This is a genomic window from Mojavia sp. (assembly GCF_059505145.1).
In genome coordinates this window covers 1-15,490 of the sequence record NZ_JCACKA010000133.1, presented here as the reverse complement: position 1 = coordinate 15,490, position 15,490 = coordinate 1, and the positions used below count along the sequence as shown (strand labels likewise).

The 15,490-nt window shown below is 43.8% G+C and carries 16 protein-coding genes and 2 pseudogenes; 14 read left to right on the top strand and 4 right to left on the bottom strand.

Translation table 11 applies throughout. The annotated features are described in order from the left end of the window. Positions 1 to 706: 706 nt before the first annotated feature. The 3 genes and pseudogenes from AC5JL8_RS35510 to AC5JL8_RS35500 all read right to left on the bottom strand — a co-directional run bounded on the left by AC5JL8_RS35510 (position 707) and on the right by AC5JL8_RS35500 (position 2,904). A pseudogene (locus tag AC5JL8_RS35510) lies at positions 707 to 2,333 on the bottom strand (IS1634 family transposase). Positions 2,334 to 2,361: 28 nt separating this feature from the next. After that, positions 2,362 to 2,550 carry a hypothetical protein gene (locus AC5JL8_RS35505; protein WP_495884390.1) on the bottom strand — a complete coding sequence of 63 codons (189 nt, stop codon included), beginning with the start codon at positions 2,548 to 2,550 and terminating at the stop codon, positions 2,362 to 2,364. Positions 2,551 to 2,685: 135 nt separating this feature from the next. Continuing rightward, positions 2,686 to 2,904: a helix-turn-helix transcriptional regulator gene (locus tag AC5JL8_RS35500; protein ID WP_414569429.1), complete on the bottom strand. Its 219-nt coding sequence runs from the start codon at positions 2,902 to 2,904 to the stop codon at positions 2,686 to 2,688. Between the two features lie 163 nt (positions 2,905 to 3,067). Here AC5JL8_RS35500 and AC5JL8_RS35495 point away from each other — a divergent pair, with 163 nt between their 5' ends. The 14 genes from AC5JL8_RS35495 (at position 3,068) to AC5JL8_RS35430 (ending at position 14,408) form a co-directional block, all read left to right on the top strand. Further along, positions 3,068 to 3,913, top strand: coding sequence for a hypothetical protein (locus AC5JL8_RS35495; protein ID WP_495884389.1), 846 nt, complete (start codon positions 3,068 to 3,070; stop codon positions 3,911 to 3,913). 138 nt (positions 3,914 to 4,051) lie between these two features. Further along, positions 4,052 to 4,378, top strand: coding sequence for a hypothetical protein (locus AC5JL8_RS35490; protein WP_495884388.1), 327 nt, complete (start codon positions 4,052 to 4,054; stop codon positions 4,376 to 4,378). Then, positions 4,371 to 4,571, top strand: coding sequence for a hypothetical protein (locus AC5JL8_RS35485; RefSeq protein ID WP_495884387.1), 201 nt, complete (start codon positions 4,371 to 4,373; stop codon positions 4,569 to 4,571). The genes AC5JL8_RS35490 and AC5JL8_RS35485 overlap by 8 nt, the downstream gene beginning before the upstream one ends. A 200-nt stretch (positions 4,572 to 4,771) precedes the next feature. Continuing rightward, the gene (locus tag AC5JL8_RS35480; protein ID WP_495884386.1) at positions 4,772 to 4,969 is read left to right on the top strand and encodes a hypothetical protein; all 198 of its coding nucleotides are present in this window, start codon (positions 4,772 to 4,774) and stop codon (positions 4,967 to 4,969) included. 118 nt (positions 4,970 to 5,087) lie between these two features. Continuing rightward, positions 5,088 to 5,477 carry a hypothetical protein gene (locus tag AC5JL8_RS35475; protein ID WP_495884385.1) on the top strand — a complete coding sequence of 130 codons (390 nt, stop codon included), beginning with the start codon at positions 5,088 to 5,090 and terminating at the stop codon, positions 5,475 to 5,477. 133 nt (positions 5,478 to 5,610) lie between these two features. Next, positions 5,611 to 6,414: a hypothetical protein gene (locus AC5JL8_RS35470; RefSeq protein ID WP_495884384.1), complete on the top strand. Its 804-nt coding sequence runs from the start codon at positions 5,611 to 5,613 to the stop codon at positions 6,412 to 6,414. Between the two features lie 69 nt (positions 6,415 to 6,483). Continuing rightward, the gene (locus tag AC5JL8_RS35465; RefSeq protein WP_495884383.1) at positions 6,484 to 6,687 is read left to right on the top strand and encodes a hypothetical protein; all 204 of its coding nucleotides are present in this window, start codon (positions 6,484 to 6,486) and stop codon (positions 6,685 to 6,687) included. 48 nt (positions 6,688 to 6,735) lie between these two features. Continuing rightward, a complete protein-coding gene (locus AC5JL8_RS35460) occupies positions 6,736 to 6,990 on the top strand; it encodes a MerR family transcriptional regulator (RefSeq protein ID WP_495884382.1) in 255 nt (84 codons plus the stop codon). Beyond that, positions 6,990 to 7,445, top strand: coding sequence for a DUF1392 domain-containing protein (locus AC5JL8_RS35455; RefSeq protein ID WP_495884381.1), 456 nt, complete (start codon positions 6,990 to 6,992; stop codon positions 7,443 to 7,445). The genes AC5JL8_RS35460 and AC5JL8_RS35455 overlap by 1 nt, the downstream gene beginning before the upstream one ends. Positions 7,446 to 7,482: 37 nt before the next feature. Further along, entirely contained in the window at positions 7,483 to 8,346 is an 864-nt protein-coding gene (locus AC5JL8_RS35450) for a KilA-N domain-containing protein (protein WP_495884380.1), read from the top strand. Between the two features lie 153 nt (positions 8,347 to 8,499). After that, positions 8,500 to 9,291, top strand: coding sequence for a BRO family protein (locus AC5JL8_RS35445; RefSeq protein WP_495884379.1), 792 nt, complete (start codon positions 8,500 to 8,502; stop codon positions 9,289 to 9,291). Position 9,292: 1 nt separating this feature from the next. Further along, a complete protein-coding gene (locus AC5JL8_RS35440; protein WP_495884378.1) occupies positions 9,293 to 9,892 on the top strand; it encodes an alpha-ketoglutarate-dependent dioxygenase AlkB family protein in 600 nt (199 codons plus the stop codon). 86 nt (positions 9,893 to 9,978) lie between these two features. Further along, positions 9,979 to 10,500, top strand: coding sequence for a hypothetical protein (locus tag AC5JL8_RS35435; RefSeq protein WP_495884377.1), 522 nt, complete (start codon positions 9,979 to 9,981; stop codon positions 10,498 to 10,500). A 503-nt stretch (positions 10,501 to 11,003) separates the two neighbouring features. Beyond that, entirely contained in the window at positions 11,004 to 14,408 is a 3,405-nt protein-coding gene (locus tag AC5JL8_RS35430; protein WP_495884376.1) for a plasmid replication protein, CyRepA1 family, read from the top strand. Between the two features lie 628 nt (positions 14,409 to 15,036). On the opposite strand, the pseudogene AC5JL8_RS35425 reads toward AC5JL8_RS35430, so the two are convergent. Further along, a pseudogene (locus AC5JL8_RS35425) lies at positions 15,037 to 15,490 on the bottom strand (hypothetical protein); the annotation flags it as partial.

Sequence of the window (15,490 nt, the reverse complement as noted above, 5' to 3'; positions counted from 1 at the left end):
CATTAGCTGTGGATGGAGCGCAGACAAAGGATGGAGCAAATGTCCTTCAATGGCCTAACCAACAAGCTGATCACTTCAAATGGAAATTTGAGGCGGTGTAGTTAAGCCTTTTGTTCTTCTTCTCTTAAATAACAACTAACTTTTCTTTAACCGACTTCTAAATTTTTAGGAGTCGTTTTTTCTCTTGATTTCCCCTCGCAAGCGTTCATAGGTGCGAGCGAGCAAGGAAGGGGAGCGGTCGCTCCTCTCTATAACCCTTATAAACAGAGCTTTTGGGCAAGTCAATCAATTTGTGTTTCTGACTGCATTTTCTTAAAACCGCCCAGGACTCGCGTTAATTTCATCATTATTACTTGACAGCAATTCTCATTTTGAAATAAATAGAGTATTAACCCCCATCTTGAAATTCAAAATATAGTACAAAATAACTATTCTTTTGTGAGAGGCGATGCTTGTGGCGAGGGAAGCGATCGCTAAAAAAACAATTTGAGCGATTAATTAAGTATAAATACTCAGGTTATTTACGGTAATTGGCTGACAACGAAAAGGGGAAATCGAGGAAAAAAGTTCTGTTTTGAGAAAAGAAAACTCAAACGAAATAAAAATTTATAACTGTTGTCATCTCAGGTAAAATTGGTAAGTTAAAAATCCACTTCCCGCGTCAAATTATTCCAAGATGACTCAAAACCTACATTCCGCAGGTAAGTCAGGTAAGCAGATAATATTTTCGGCAAGGAGCACCAAGAAACTGGAGAATCCAACGTCGCTCATCAGTAAGATTAGCAATCTGTTTAACGTCAGCGAGCGTTAGCAGATGAATTGACATGAAACACTGAAATACCCAACGGAGAGTAGGAGTGGCAGTCGGCTTACCCAACTGATTACTGATGGTTTGTTTTGCTTTCTCCAGAGCTTGGCGCAGTGCCCTTTGCCCTAAAGTGTAAACTAATAAACACAGACCCATCACCATTGCCAATGCTGCCACCCGTTCGGGAGAGTTAAGGAAGACGCTGGCAGTAAAAAAAAGTGGGTCTTTGAGGAAACGGAAACCCCGTTCGGTAGATTGTTGAGCTTTATACTCCCTGAGCAAGTCATCACTAGTTAGCTCGTTGACATCTATGACATTGGTGGCCAAAATGAAGCGACCTGCGCGTAATTGTTCGGTAGCAATTGCTTCAGGTTTTTGTACGAGGTCAGCACGAATTTGATAACAGTAGTGAGTGGGTTGAGTATTTTTGCTAGGTCTACCTGGTTTGCGGTGACGGCAGTGTTCAAGAATTTCTAAGTCTTGGAGTTGATGAAAGCGCAGCTTGCTGCTCAATAAGTTTGCTGCTTGTAGCGCATCTGCTGCACAAGCAAACTCTTGCTGCGATAACTGTCGCAGTTGAGACTGAGCTTTATCCAGTTGCTTGGCTAGACGTTTTTCTAATTGCTTGAAATCTGCTTGCTTACGAGCCTCACTCTCGACTACTAACCAACGCTGCTTGACTCCAGCATAATCACTACAACACTCAGCAATCCGGTATCCTGTTACTCCACTGTTGACAAGTGCTTCCTGACTCATGTTGTCTAAGAGAAATTGTGCCGTCGCTAAGGTGGCTGGTACTCTTGATAGCCAACGTAAAGAATCCATCTGTTTGATATTTTCTTCACAGTAGAGAGCAGCATCTGCCACAAACAAAGTATCTATCTGCCACTGTTGCCTAAACTCTCGGAGAATCCGCGCAAATGCTGCCGAGTCAGCTTCATTACCATCTGCTACTCTCAGATATAAAGGAATATCTCCATCTCCACTGCATATCAAGTCCACAATAAATTGTTTGAGATCCGGGCGATGATCTCGTGAATAACCATAGGTAATTTCTATTGCTCTTTCCTCTTGTGCGGCTTCATCTGTTGCACTGAGGTATTCTCCATGCACATGAAATGAACTCGAGTCCAGGTGTAAACTATCTGTTTTTACCTCAAACTTTTCGGCTGCTGCTAACGCGACTGTGACGAATACTTGTGTTAGCCCCGCCTCATATAATTTGTCTAACACCCTCCCTAAACGGTCATCATTGAGATGTTCTGGACTTATTCCCTCACCCAATAGATGCTCTGTGGCTTTACCTACAAAAAACTTTTCAAACAGGTACAACGGCGCACTGACAGGCCTAAGCCATTGAGAATCATTGCTTTGACTGCTTGACCTGGTGTGACTATTTCTTGGTGATGAGTGCCTAATATTTGGTTGATTTGCTCTTGCCTTACACATTTGGTCAATGATACCTGCCACTATCCCTTACTTGGTCAATATCTTGTACTCTTATTTCTGATACTAATGGTGTCATTCATCAAAAATACCATCAATATCTTCACTTACCTGCGGAATGTGAGGTGCAAGCGATCGCTTTGCTCTTGCTCGGTCAACTCTGGTACTTCAACAGTAGTAACGTTAATTGTTGCTGAAGCTGGATCTTCTGGAACGGAGATGTCTGAGTTTGGCGATTCTGGGTTGCGAGATGGGGAGATGGTGGCTTTTTTGCGCTTGGGGAATGATTGAGACACGATTTCCCACCTCTGATAATTCAGTAATTCTTGCTCAGAGTGAAGTGCAAATAGATTCTGGGTATGGTGGATCTTTGGGATTGGTGTTTTAAAAACGCTGAAGCTGAGGAGGTAAGAGAATTGATGAATTTAGAGTCAAGCATCTTCTTCGTTTTCTCCGATCTGCTGATATCCAAACAAATCGTTAGGAGTGCATCGCAAAGCATCACACAACTTTGCGATTCTCTCAAACCATTCAACCCCACTGCGATTATTTTCCCAGTTACGAACAGTGGTTTCAGTAACCCCAACTAAATCGGCCAATTCCCGTTGTGTGAGGTCAAGTCGTTTTCTTAATTCAGCTACACGCGACATTGGTATTTTACCCATAAAGAGACTTATATCAATAGTCTAACGAAAAAGTCTTTGCGTAAATACATTGACGCGTAAAGTTCTTTACGGTAAAATTTTTATAAAGAAAGCGCCCCCGACTGCGAATCTAGAGCGCTTTCTAGTCCTTTTACAGAACTTATCAATTATGACTCATGCAATATACACTCATCAACAGCTGCACCTGAAATCTATTGCCCGTCTGAAGCAAATCTACAGCGAAATCGCCTGCACAGTCGAAGTAAGCGACAAACGCTGCAAGGATGCTTGGATTAGCGCAATCATCACTCACCAGTCCGCCCAGCTTCAGAAGGTTGACGAACAAACCATCGCCCAAGCCGAACTGAACCGCCACATCGCAGACCAAGCCCAAGTCGTAGCACCCGAAGAACTAACGATAGTCGAAATATCCTTCTACGACCAGGAATATTACACCGGGGACAAACTCATAGCTGCAATCACCCATGATGCCGATGACTTTGCGACGCAACGCTGGGTGGTGATAGTGAACGGTGCGGAAGTCCATCGTGCAGCCACCCCAATGCAGTGCCACCGCTACATCTGTACACACTACAAAGCTGGCACATTACCAGTGCAAGAAGAAGCAGGGGGGCAGGGCGCAGGGAGCAAGGGAGAACAAGATTACCAGCAATACGTAGCACCAGTACAGGACAAAGAATTAGCTACCACTGGTAACGAAATCATGGTGCAGATATTCAACCAGTGCGAAAACTACGGGTTGGAATTGCTCGTTGATGGTATTTACCGGGATGATGTGAAATTGGGCGAAGTCGGCTGCACAGAGGGCAAATGGTGGGTCATCCGCGCTTCTTCAGACATTCAGCAGAAGGTAGCGTGTAGTTCTGCAATGGAGTCAGTGCGATCGCTATTGGTGAATTTTGTGTGTTGCGATGAACTCTTGGACAGGGCATTTGACGAACTGACGACTGACGAATGGTGGAGGCTGCTGGAGTACGAGGCAGTGGCAGCGTAAGGGAAAGAGTGGGCTTTGATGCCCACTCCTTACAAAAATAACGATTTACTTGTTTTAAACATAACCAACCGGATTGGGATAAACCTCAGTAATTTTCTCCCAAAATTCCACCAATCCCTTCAATCACCAATTAAATATATGCAACCCATGATCACGATACCCAAAGGCTGGGAGTATCCCCGCTTTACGTTGGGTGAACGCACACAGCAAGGAATTATCGTTGGGCTTGAGTACTACGCCCAAGACACTTTTCTGGCAGAAGAATATGGACAAGGCTGGCGTTATTCTTTGATCCCACATAAGAATTCCCAAGACTTGCTGCATTACCAAGAGCATCAGATAAAAACGCTTTCACGACAAGAATTATTCTCACAAATCACTGCTGAAATTGACGCTCATCAGCAGCAAATAGACGTTCTCAAGCAACAGTTAGCAAATGTAACTGGAGGTAGCACAAATGGCTAAATCACAGAATAACTTTTCCGAATTGACTGCTGCTAATTTATTGCGCTCGTTAAGCTGCCGTGGAGGTTGTGCGCCATTGCATACTATCAAGTTTTCTAATGTGGCTATTCAATATTTGCTCGATAGAAAGCTTGTGAAAGTGCAAAACACTGGCTGCGGTTTTCTGTTGGAAATTGTTGAGGAAATGCAATAACAACTCAAACAATTCAAAATGCAAAATGCAAAATTCAAAATTAAGACGAACAGCGCAAAATCAAGCCCTTATTAATTAAATACCCCAATTTTCAAATAATTTGGAGAAGCTTGTACTCAAAATGAATCACTTCAAAATCGGTTCTTTTCATTTTGAATTTTGAATTCTCAATTTTGAATTGAATTCGTAGGAGCAATAAAATGTCTCATCCTAATTTGCATACATTAATTGATGCGGCTCAATTATTTATTGAAGAGATAGCCAAACACCCAGATTTTAAAGCCCTTGATTATCAACCTGCTTTAACAATTGGGGATGCCCAAACTGCGCTGTCTTACTTAAAGCACGAACTGAAGGTCAATCAAAAATCTTCTGTTGGATCGGAAAGTTCTGCTTAGGGAAAAGCGACTGCCTGAATGAGTGCTTTTATTCAGGCAATCGCCACTGACTTCAAGATACATTTCACCTAAATATTCCATTATGCCACACCATTCCTAAAATTAAAGAGCCATAACTGTGAAATTTGAAATCAATCAGATTGTTGAAGTCGTCGATGGTAAACCTGTTGTTCTTTCTACTGAAATCAGAGTATTAACACCATCTGATGATTTGTATTCTTTAGCTAGAGATTGCATTGAAGAACACGATGATTACGAGTTTATTCAACGCAATCAGTACTCTGGTTACAGAATTAAGAATAACAAACGCCGCAGATACACCATAGTTCTCATTCCTCAACAAGACAGATTAATTATTTGCTCCCAAATCAAGACAGACACTATCAGTAAACTATTCCCCTACTTGTGGGAGACAGCGATTACCAGCGTTGAAGAATTGCACGATTTCTTTGCAACCTGGAACAACCCTTCGGGAATTCAAAATGCAAAATTAAAAATTAAAAATTGAAGAGTCAATCTGAGTTTTGCATTTTGAATTTTCAAATTAAGGGAGCTTGTATTCAAAACAAATCATCACTACATGATGTTTCTTCCTAATTTTGCATTTTGAATTTTGAATTTTGAATTGAAAAGAGGTCAACATGAGTACTGAAATTAAACTAGGTCTTTGCAATCCTCCAGAACCAATTTATTTGTATGTTAAAAACGGTGAAGTCAGCGGTGAATCATTTTTGTGGTACCACTACAACATTGACCAGGATAGAACAATTCCTGTACAACAACGTGGTTTAACAGGTTATTTATCAGAACTGCGTTTGACAGCGAAAGAATACAAAGGGAAGGACAATATGAAGTTAGATATTGTTGTCGCTGCGGATGAGATTTATATCATCAGAACTGGCATAGAAACCAATTTTGCGAAAACATTTCTTTTGTCTGCATCACTTATACAAGACTTCTCTAAACCCCTGATTCTTGCTGTTACTTCTGGCGAAGAGAATACAGTATTTTGTCGGTTATATGATGCGGCTACTAAAGTAAGAATCAGGGCAGAATGGAACCCGAACGCTGACTGGGGAGCAATCATTCACGGCATTCAAACGTTATTAGGTGGGGCACGAACTCAGCCACCGTCTACTGTAGCTCCGCAAGATTTACGAGTCAGAAAAATACGCACTTTGCTTGATTACCCACTGGATTTAGTAAAAGAGTGGTTGCAGTTTCAAGATGCTATTAGCCCCAGCCAATTGCACATTAGTAAAGTTGATGAACTAGTGAAAACAATGTGCTTTGCTTGGGCTGCTGATAAAACTGAACACCCGAATCATGCCGAGTCTTCATATCAAAAGCAAGTGGTTGATACAGTTGCTCAGGGAGTTGATGAGTTGGTGGCAATCAACGAGTGGATGCAGCAGTTACAAGGGGCAAAAGTAGGAGCAGCTTGAAGAATACAGAAGCCAGAGAGCGTTAATATTCTGGCTTCTTCTCATCAATTCATTACACAGGTTTATCCCATGAAACTCATCGTTACTGTAGTTGAAAGAATCACTAGTGAGGCTCATATCAATATTCCTGATGGGCTGAACGAATCAGCAATCAAGCAGTACATAACAGACCGATATAACTCTGGGGAAATTCTGACTGATTTGAATATTTTTCAGGTTGACTTTGAATCTATCAGCGCTCGGATTATTCACAAGCTCCAACAATCAGAATAAATCTCACTGCTGAATATTCTCTCTATATCAAATATCGGAGAGTTGCAAATGACCAGACAATTTACTGACTTAGACAACTACACCTGCCATCAAATCGCTAATATTCTTTCGCTGAATCTATCAACTATTCGTTTGTGGGTGCATCGGGGTTGGCTCAAAGCGAATAAGCGCTATCCCAAGCATTACGAAATTAGAATCTGGCATCTCAAACAGTTCCTTGAAAATCCACCACAGCAAATCAAAAAACGCATTGCTGCTCTTGACACCGAAGCCATCAATTATCTTTTGAAGGGAAAAGCGTAATGGAAGCAATCACCGAGTTAGAAAAATGCTGGTTTCTCTCGCCACCTTGGGGTCAAGAAATACCACCCGTTGAGGTCAATTTGTTGGAAAAAGTCTATCTTAAGGGACTCAGGACATTTGGTTACTGTTGCGGTGTGCAGTGGTATCGGGATTCTTGGAATTACATTATCGAGATTAAAGACGACGTTATACACGCAACAAAACATCAAATTCTTGGTACTGGTCGGCTAAAGGACACCAATCTGAAAAAACCAACTTTTATGTTGGGCGAGTGTGTGCTGTTGAGTTCTTGCGATCGCCCGACAAAGCAAAGGTTAGTTTTGGGGATTGGGCTTGTTCATACTTCCTGGTTTTATCTGGTCGAAGTGGTATCCCCTGCTATTCCTCAACCAAACACTATGCCCAGTCGCTTTTGTTTGGTGCGGGAAGAGGATTTAGTACGGGTGAATGTCTGATTTATCAACTGTTTGAGCAATACTCAAAGGATTAATTATGTTGACACATTTATGGCGTGACTCTGAAATTAATCAAATGGCTCAAGACGGGGAAGTAAGAAAGTATGCTATCCCCAAGGGTTATGTGAATGCTTCTCAAATGGCTAAAGCTAATAAGAAATTATTGGCTGATTACATGAGACTGAAGTCTACAACCGAGTATTTGCAAGCACTTGTCCACGATATGGGAATCCCCATATCGTCACTTGTCATCGAAATATCAGGGCGTGCTAGCTCTCAAGGGACTTGGGTTCATCCAGAAATCGCCATTGATATAGCTCGCTGGGTGTCTGTCGAGTTCCGCGTCTGGGCCAACAGAACCTTGACAAAAGTGATGATCGCTGAGGCACAAATACAACCAATTCCTCAACCACCTACCCCTGCCCTTCCTCCTGTTGAGCAACGCTTGCAAACTTTGGTGGACGCAATGAAAACTTTAGCTGACCTCACCGGGGGCAGACTCAATCCTTACATTGAGCAGCATTTTAAAGACTTTGCCGCAAATCTCTTGGCTGAACACAACAGAAAATTGCTAACCCCTTCAGAAGAGCGCTGGTTAGGCGTGGTCAACTTTGCAGAGAGTGAGCTTGGTAAAAAAGTCCCTCTCAGTGGTTCCCATTACCGGGGACATCTGGGGACATGGGTTCGCACGTTTTACCCCCAGTTGGGATCTCGCCAAGAAAACCGCCTCGTCAATGGCACTCAGCAATCAGTTTATATCTATGCTTGCCATGACCCAGTTGTTGCATCGGGGCTGACTAAAGCAATCGAGGAGTTTTTCGCACACCCGAACCCAACTGCGGCACTCAAGCAGGCTGGGGCTTTCACTAGCAAAAAGCAAATGACGTTGGTGAAAAAGTAAGAGCGACCGCTAGAGAGAGAATGCGATCGCAACAGACAAATGGGTGTTGTGTATGTGTTCGCTACCAAAATAACACACCTGTTTACAAAACTTAAAAGTTAACTAGGTACATGAAGTGCTGCGACAGGTTCATACATCAACAGGGGAAAAATTATGGATGCAATCACTTTCGATGAAAGTCACCCCAGTCCATTTGACCAAATTAAACAAGTTGATAGTGATGGGAGTGAGTATTGGCTAGCTACAGAATTGTTAACACTACTGGGTTATCAAACTTGGAAAAGAATCAAGGACACCGTTGAAAGGGCAAAAATCAGCGCTAAAAATTCCGGCTTAGACCAATCCCACCATCTGGTCGATGTCGTCCAAATGGCGCAAATTGGGGCTTCTCAGGCATTTCGGGAAGTGCTGAAAGATTATAAGCTCTCACGACACGCCTGTTATTTGGTGGCAATGAATGGCGACCCCCGCAAAAGTGCGATCGCTGCTGCACAAAATTACTTTGCTGTTAAAACTCGTGAAGCAGAGTTAGCCCCGCAAACCTCAGAATTACTTGCACAACTCTGGGAAAAGCTCCAACAGCAAAGCACGGTAATCGAAGAACAAGGCAAGGCGCTCGCTCAGTTGCAATCCCAAATTCAAAACCTACTGCCACCATCAACCGACTTCATACCCCCTGGTTGGGATGCCGAGGTATGGCGATCGCTCCCCCCGCAGGACAAGCGCCACTTCCGTTATATCTTCCGTCGTCGTAACTTCCGACCATCAGGGCAAGGCAAAGATAAATCACTCGCCTTACCAGCTGCCATCACCCAACAGATTCAGCACAAGCAACGGACGGAAGTACAGCAGTTGATTGGTGAGGTGTCGCCCGAAGAACAAGAGCGTTTAGAAGCAGCAAAACAAGAAGCATTGAAACAACTCTGGTCACAGGGAGAACAGTAATATGCAACAACTCAATCTGTTTGATGAACCCGCCCCAGTTTTACCCGTTACCTACTACCCCGACTTTCTGACCATCCAAGAGGCAGGCGTACTTTATCAGCACTGCAAACAACTCGAATGGCAGCAGAATCACATCAGAATGGTGGGCAAGATTATTCCCGTGCCTCGTCTTGAGTGCATTTATGGTGATAGGGGATGTGATTACCTCTATTCCAATAGCGTGTTTTTGAAGCCCCTGCCCTGGACAGAACCACTAGCCGACCTCAGAGATAGGATTACTGCTGCCACCGGCTACAGTTTCCGCATCGTCATTGGGAATCAGTACAGAAGCGGCCAAGACTCGATAGGGTGGCACAACGATAATGAATCTTCGATGGGGGTTAACCCAGCCATTGCATCTATCAGTTTGGGCGCAGCACGAAAATTTCAGATTAAACCAATCAGTGGAAAACCGACAGACTTCTGGCTGGAGCATGGCAGTTTGCTTGTGATGCACCCAGGCTGTCAGTCCACACATCTGCATCAGGTTCCAAAAACAAACAAAGTAGTTAGCACTCGAATCAATCTTACTTTCCGACCACACACCGGGGGGAGCAGGTAAAGACAAATGGTTCTGATGTGCGGTTAATCAAAAGCTTTTTCACGGACACAATAATTCGATTTATTTTACTCAGAAGGAGTCAAATCATGGGGGAAGCAAAACGCCGCCGCTTATTAGATGCCAACTACGGCAAGGCTAAAATGCCTGATTGTTTGGCAGATAAGAAAACTCAATTTTTGGATAAGCAGACTGATTTAGAGATTATGACTTTTTTTGATTGTCGTAGTTTCATCCCTGGAGAACGAACACAACATAGCTTGGTTTTCACCTCGCATCCCAAGCACAACAATGCTCGTCATGCATTTGTTGAACATCAGCAACAAGTTATGCCTGCGTTAACTCCACTGATTCAAACACACCCGAAAGGCTGGATTACTCAACATTACGATTGTCGAACAGATTCTACACAGTGGGGATATGTCAGAGCGAATAGTTTGGCATTTACCCATCTTCAAACAGAAGTGTTTTCTGGATTGATAGGAAGAATAATCAGTGATGCTATGCGAGTTGCTTTGGAATCTTGGAGTTTTGAAGAGTCAAATATATTGATTCCCGTCATCGCCATGAGCAATTATCACGAGGATTCGAGTTGGTTGTATTGCATTTGAGCTAAGGCTTACTGGGTAACTGGAGCGACGTTAAATAAGACTTCAACGTTTTCTAATTATCCAGTTTTTGGCACAAAATCAACGATTTGTAGAAAATATTCATCCGCTTGATTGTTGATTGACTTTCGCTTACCTGCTGTATAATAAACTCGCTCTTAGTTCAGGTGTACTATCAAATCCATTCAACAGTTTCCCTAACTCAGGAGAAATAGATGCTCACTACAAAAAGCCCAATGCTCGTTAATTCATAAACAAGAACTCAGAACTCAAGAGTCAGAAATCAGAATAAGCAAGTTGGAAATGCAATATCGTTACTGAATTAAACACCGCTAAATCATCCATTCACTACACTTTTCTTACTTCTTCTTCAAAGCATTTTACCCAATTCAATTCTGACTTCTGACTTCTGAATTCTGGCTTCTAGCCCTAGCACTTTGCTTTTCAGTGGTACGTATGCGCGATACTGCTTACTTTTTCATGCCTAAAAATATTGGAGGGGAAATATGGAAGCTTCAAACAATCACGCTTTAGCTCCAAATCATTGGCAAGAATGGGTTATTGATTCAGGTGTTGACCCAGATCTGGTGAGATTAAATGTCCGTTCTCTGGGTGGCGATGAAGTATACGAATATCTGTTGTATGCCCTGCCCCAAAGCGCCAGACGAAACGATGGACGGTTACGAGAAGGAGACTTGAGACGATACTCTCACATAAATAGTGCATGGTGGGCAAGTGGACTTGACCCTCATAACGATTGGCTGCCAATGGATTGGGGAAGGATGAAGCCCGACAACCCCCGTTTTGAATGGGACGAACAAACCCAACAGTACACCGAAAAGCCCATCAAGTACGAATCCCCACCTAAAACCCCCAACCGTGTCACTTATCTGCGAGTGTCGTTACACATCTGGAAGTTGGTATCCCTCCGTTATGATGTGCCGATGCCAGAACTAATCACGATCACCGAATCAGGCGAAGCATTGGGATTTTGGGCTTGGGTGATGGCACACCCCCAAATTCCTGTATTTCTTACCGAAGGAGAAAAAAAGGCTGGTTGTCTTTTATCGTTGGGCTATGTAGCGATCGCACTTCCTGGGATTTGGAATGGTCGAGTTGGCAAGTCAGATTTCGAGCGACTGCACCCTGATTTAGTCCCGATGGCACAACAGGGGCGAAAGTTCATCATTCTGTTTGATTACGAAACCAAGCCTAAAGCCAAACAACACGTTTTTCAAGCAACTCGCCGCACCTGTCAAGTTATTCTCGAACTTGATTGTCAATGTGAAGTTGCAATTTTGCCAGGGCCAGAGAAAGGCATTGATGACTGGGTTGTGGCTCTGGGCAACAAAGCAGAAAAAGCAGTATCAACGATGATTGCTGATGCTCTTACCCTGCAAGAATATCGGCAAAGATTTTTCGTCAATCGCTCAAGAGGACTCAACAAGTATAAGCCGAATATTACCGTCAATACTCGTTATCTATCCCAAGTCATCCATACATTACCAAAATCAGGAGTAGTTTGTTTAGCCTCTGATATGGGGACTGGTAAAACTGAACTCTTGGCTATTCTCAGAAAAGAAAACCCCGAACTCAGCTTTTTGAACAACGGGCATCGGGTTAATCTGTTGAAGAACCTGAGCGATCGCCTGCAAACTGCGATGTATTCTGCTATATCCTGTGGCGATTGGTCAAAAGCCAAAGCCCTCAGCATCACTGTAGATTCATTGTATAAAATGGCGAATGATTTGCAGGCTTACGACATTCTATTTATAGACGAAGCCTGTCAATATGTAGCTCACTTGCTAAAGTCCAAAACCTGCAAGGAACATCGGGGAGCTATTTTGGAGGTATTGGAGTATCTCGTCTACAACGCAAAGTTAGTAGTTCTGGCAGATGCTCACCTTGATGATTTGACGATTGATTTCTTCATGAAAATGCGATCAGAGGGCGAAAAGCCATACATCATCAAGAATGAGTATCGCTCAGGTGGTCGTCAGGTTCATTGGTATGAGGGGCCTAATAGTAGCGCAATAGTCGCTGTGTTTCACGCTCAACTGATGTTAGGTCAGAAGTTGATGCTGGTGAGCGATTCTAAACGCTTTATCAAAAAGTTGGAACGTGCTTTGAATGGACTTGAGCCATTGCTTGATGATGATACACCAGAGTCAGAATCAGACCAACAGATAAAAGTCTGGGCTATTCATTCAGACAATAGCGGTAGTGAGGAGAATGTTATCTTCATCAGGGAGATTAACGTTGCAATTAAAGATATTGATGCACTGTTGACCACTCCCAGTCTCGGCACAGGTGTTGACATTTCCACGTATCATTTTGATGCCGTGTTTGGTGTGTTTCACGCTGTGTCCCAATCAGCCACAGAATGCGCTCAACAGTTATGGCGCTATCGTCATAATGTAGCATTGCACGTTTGGGTTGCACCTCGTCCCCCATTTGGTTATGCCGAAACTAATGCTCGTCACATCAAGGAACAGATTCTTCAAAAGAACGAAATGACGGCGTTTTTAATCCGCATCGATAAAGAAACGGGTAAGCGTGGAGCAGAGAAAGACTGGGCATTGGACACCAGCTGTCAGATTGAGGCACAAAGGAACTGGTCTATCAATAATTTACGGTCGGATCTGCGATCGCTTCTTGAGGAAATGGGCAATACGATTGTGTCAGCAGGTGATAGCGTTGATGAGGGAACTTCTAGGTGGATGAAGGCGGCAGGGGTTGCTATAGATGAGGAGCATTATCGCAAAGTGGCCAATGCCAAGGATATTGACAGGAGAACATATACCGCACGGCAGCACCAAGATTACCTCAAGCCAGAAGAAGCATTAGAGTGTGAGAAGTTTCGTATTCATGACACCTACGGCATGAGCGTTACCCCTGAGTTGGTCGAAAAAGACGATGGTGGGCGGTTAATTAAAAAGATTGTTGCATTGGAAGCAATCTTAGCCCAGCCAGGAGAAGCCATCAGTGACGAACATGGGCGGGAGTTCGTTACGCCGCCGGATGTAGTGGCCGAACGAGATAAGTCGGAACGCGATCGCCTTGCCGTTTGTACAGACTGGGGTAATTATTCCACGTCTTGGCTTATGCGTCATCGGCTGGGATTGAGGGCAGTGTTGACGGATTTAATCGATGGGGTTGAGATCAAAGGGGATGAGGCGATGATTGAAGCATTGGCAGATTTCTCCAAACGCAATGTACCGCACATTAAAGGTATTCTCAACTTGACCATCCCGCTTGATGAAACCCCAGTGTGGATTTTGAGCCAGTATCTTTTACAACTTGGGTTGTCTACTGAGTCGAGGCGGCCTGTTGAGGATGGCAAACGAGTTAGGTACTATCGACTGAATACTGATGATGTGGTGTTTGCAAAGCAGGTTTTGGAGTATCGGCAACGGCAGAGGGAGGAGAAACAAAAGAGGCGGCAGCAAGAACAGGACAAACACGCGGCTCATGCAGCTAGGATGCAGTCTATGTATGGCATTAACACTCCGTCCAACCCCCCTACTAATGAAGATGGAAGTAATAATTGGGGGGGTGTGGACGCGGCACTTGAAGCTGGGGAAGCTGGGGAAGCTGGGGAAGAAAGAGAGTTGTTAAACGACTTTTCTCTCCCCCCGCTGCACCTCTCCCCCTGCTTCCCCTGCTCTTTTTTATTGGGGGGTGTGGACGGACAAGATAGCCTAAGTGATTCTTGGTGGCAGCAGGTTAAATATTATGCCCAATTAGTGATTCAGAGGGTGGAGTATGGGGTGGAATCGGTTAAAGAGTTCCTTAGTACCCTAACGAGTGATGAACGTTGGGGCACGATGCTGGAGTTTGATGAGGTTGAGCCTCTTAAATTTGGCCAGTTGGTTGCAGATGCTCCCGATTGGGTGCAATGGATGGGGTGATTTGTTGGGTTATGAAGGCGATCGCGCTTTTGTCAAAGATGTAATCGTACTCAGACTGGTATAACAATTCAACTAGTTTGTTTATCAATGTCATTTCCCCTTGGGGCTAAGGGAAATGGTATCAAGAGTGTGCGCGTTATTTGTTGAGGCAAGCTGTTTTTGAGCAATCTTATCGCGCTCTTGTGCAGGGAAAGACAAATAAGTAAATGTATTCGAGGTGGCTTAGTAGTAATAAATACTCGTAACTCCTCTGAACTTCCCCTGCACAAGAGCTTGATTTGGTCAGCCGAAGTCTACAATGGAGCCGTAGACTTTAGCCGAATGGCACTAAGTTAAGCGCAAACTCCTGATCTAACTGGCTTGGAGGGTGTGGGAAAGCAAGAAGATGTGGAACTCCTTGAGCAACTAAAGTTTAATTGTCTTAAACACTACACCCAGCACACTACACCCAACACCTTGCCCAGACGAGGTTTCACGTTTTCTTAGTGCCATTCGACTTTAGCCTCTGAGATGTAATCAAATGATTGCACTTTAGAGAGGAGCGCAATCGCTCTCGACATGGTGCGTATTTTCGTTGAATTCCAGACGAGTGCCTTTTTTGTTTCTTTTTCAAAGCGTCGAGATCACCTTAAACAAGAGTCACACCACCAGATAAGATATGTTCAATACCGCTGACTGTCAAAACATTTGTACTGGCAGTATTCTTAATCTGGAAGAAGCCATTGACATCAGGTGTTCCAATGGTGTAACTGCCACTACCGAGAACCGGAAGCAGTAAGGTATCGTAGCCTTGACCACCACTTAACTTGGCAGTTCCGAATCCAACGTCAAAGATATCCTTTCCTTTGCCTCCATTAATGAAGATATTAGAAACAGATCCATTTTGATTGGCACTTTCAATCGGATTGCCTTGAGCGTTTAAACCGCTAATTTTCCTTGCTTTGAACAAGTCGTCACCAGTCCCACCATCAATGCCAACGACATTGACACCATTGCCCTCGATTCCTACAGTAGTACCGTAGCCGATAATTTGGTCATTGCCGTTACCTGCACTGATGCGCCCGGCAGTATTGGAGATGCCG

Bases quoted from the DNA above. Each gene is read 5' to 3' on its own strand.
- AC5JL8_RS35460 (WP_495884382.1), top strand. From the start codon at position 6,736: ATGACCAGACAATTTACTGACTTAGACAACTACACCTGCCATCAAATC.
- AC5JL8_RS35440 (WP_495884378.1), top strand. From the start codon at position 9,293: ATGCAACAACTCAATCTGTTTGATGAACCCGCCCCAGTTTTACCCGTT.
- AC5JL8_RS35500 (WP_414569429.1), bottom strand. From the start codon at position 2,904: ATGTCGCGTGTAGCTGAATTAAGAAAACGACTTGACCTCACACAACGG.
- AC5JL8_RS35485 (WP_495884387.1), top strand. From the start codon at position 4,371: ATGGCTAAATCACAGAATAACTTTTCCGAATTGACTGCTGCTAATTTA.
- AC5JL8_RS35480 (WP_495884386.1), top strand. From the start codon at position 4,772: ATGTCTCATCCTAATTTGCATACATTAATTGATGCGGCTCAATTATTT.
- AC5JL8_RS35450 (WP_495884380.1), top strand. From the start codon at position 7,483: ATGTTGACACATTTATGGCGTGACTCTGAAATTAATCAAATGGCTCAA.
- AC5JL8_RS35430 (WP_495884376.1), top strand. From the start codon at position 11,004: ATGGAAGCTTCAAACAATCACGCTTTAGCTCCAAATCATTGGCAAGAA.
- AC5JL8_RS35445 (WP_495884379.1), top strand. From the start codon at position 8,500: ATGGATGCAATCACTTTCGATGAAAGTCACCCCAGTCCATTTGACCAA.
- AC5JL8_RS35435 (WP_495884377.1), top strand. From the start codon at position 9,979: ATGGGGGAAGCAAAACGCCGCCGCTTATTAGATGCCAACTACGGCAAG.
- AC5JL8_RS35470 (WP_495884384.1), top strand. From the start codon at position 5,611: ATGAGTACTGAAATTAAACTAGGTCTTTGCAATCCTCCAGAACCAATT.
- AC5JL8_RS35465 (WP_495884383.1), top strand. From the start codon at position 6,484: ATGAAACTCATCGTTACTGTAGTTGAAAGAATCACTAGTGAGGCTCAT.
- AC5JL8_RS35455 (WP_495884381.1), top strand. From the start codon at position 6,990: ATGGAAGCAATCACCGAGTTAGAAAAATGCTGGTTTCTCTCGCCACCT.
- AC5JL8_RS35490 (WP_495884388.1), top strand. From the start codon at position 4,052: ATGCAACCCATGATCACGATACCCAAAGGCTGGGAGTATCCCCGCTTT.
- AC5JL8_RS35495 (WP_495884389.1), top strand. From the start codon at position 3,068: ATGACTCATGCAATATACACTCATCAACAGCTGCACCTGAAATCTATT.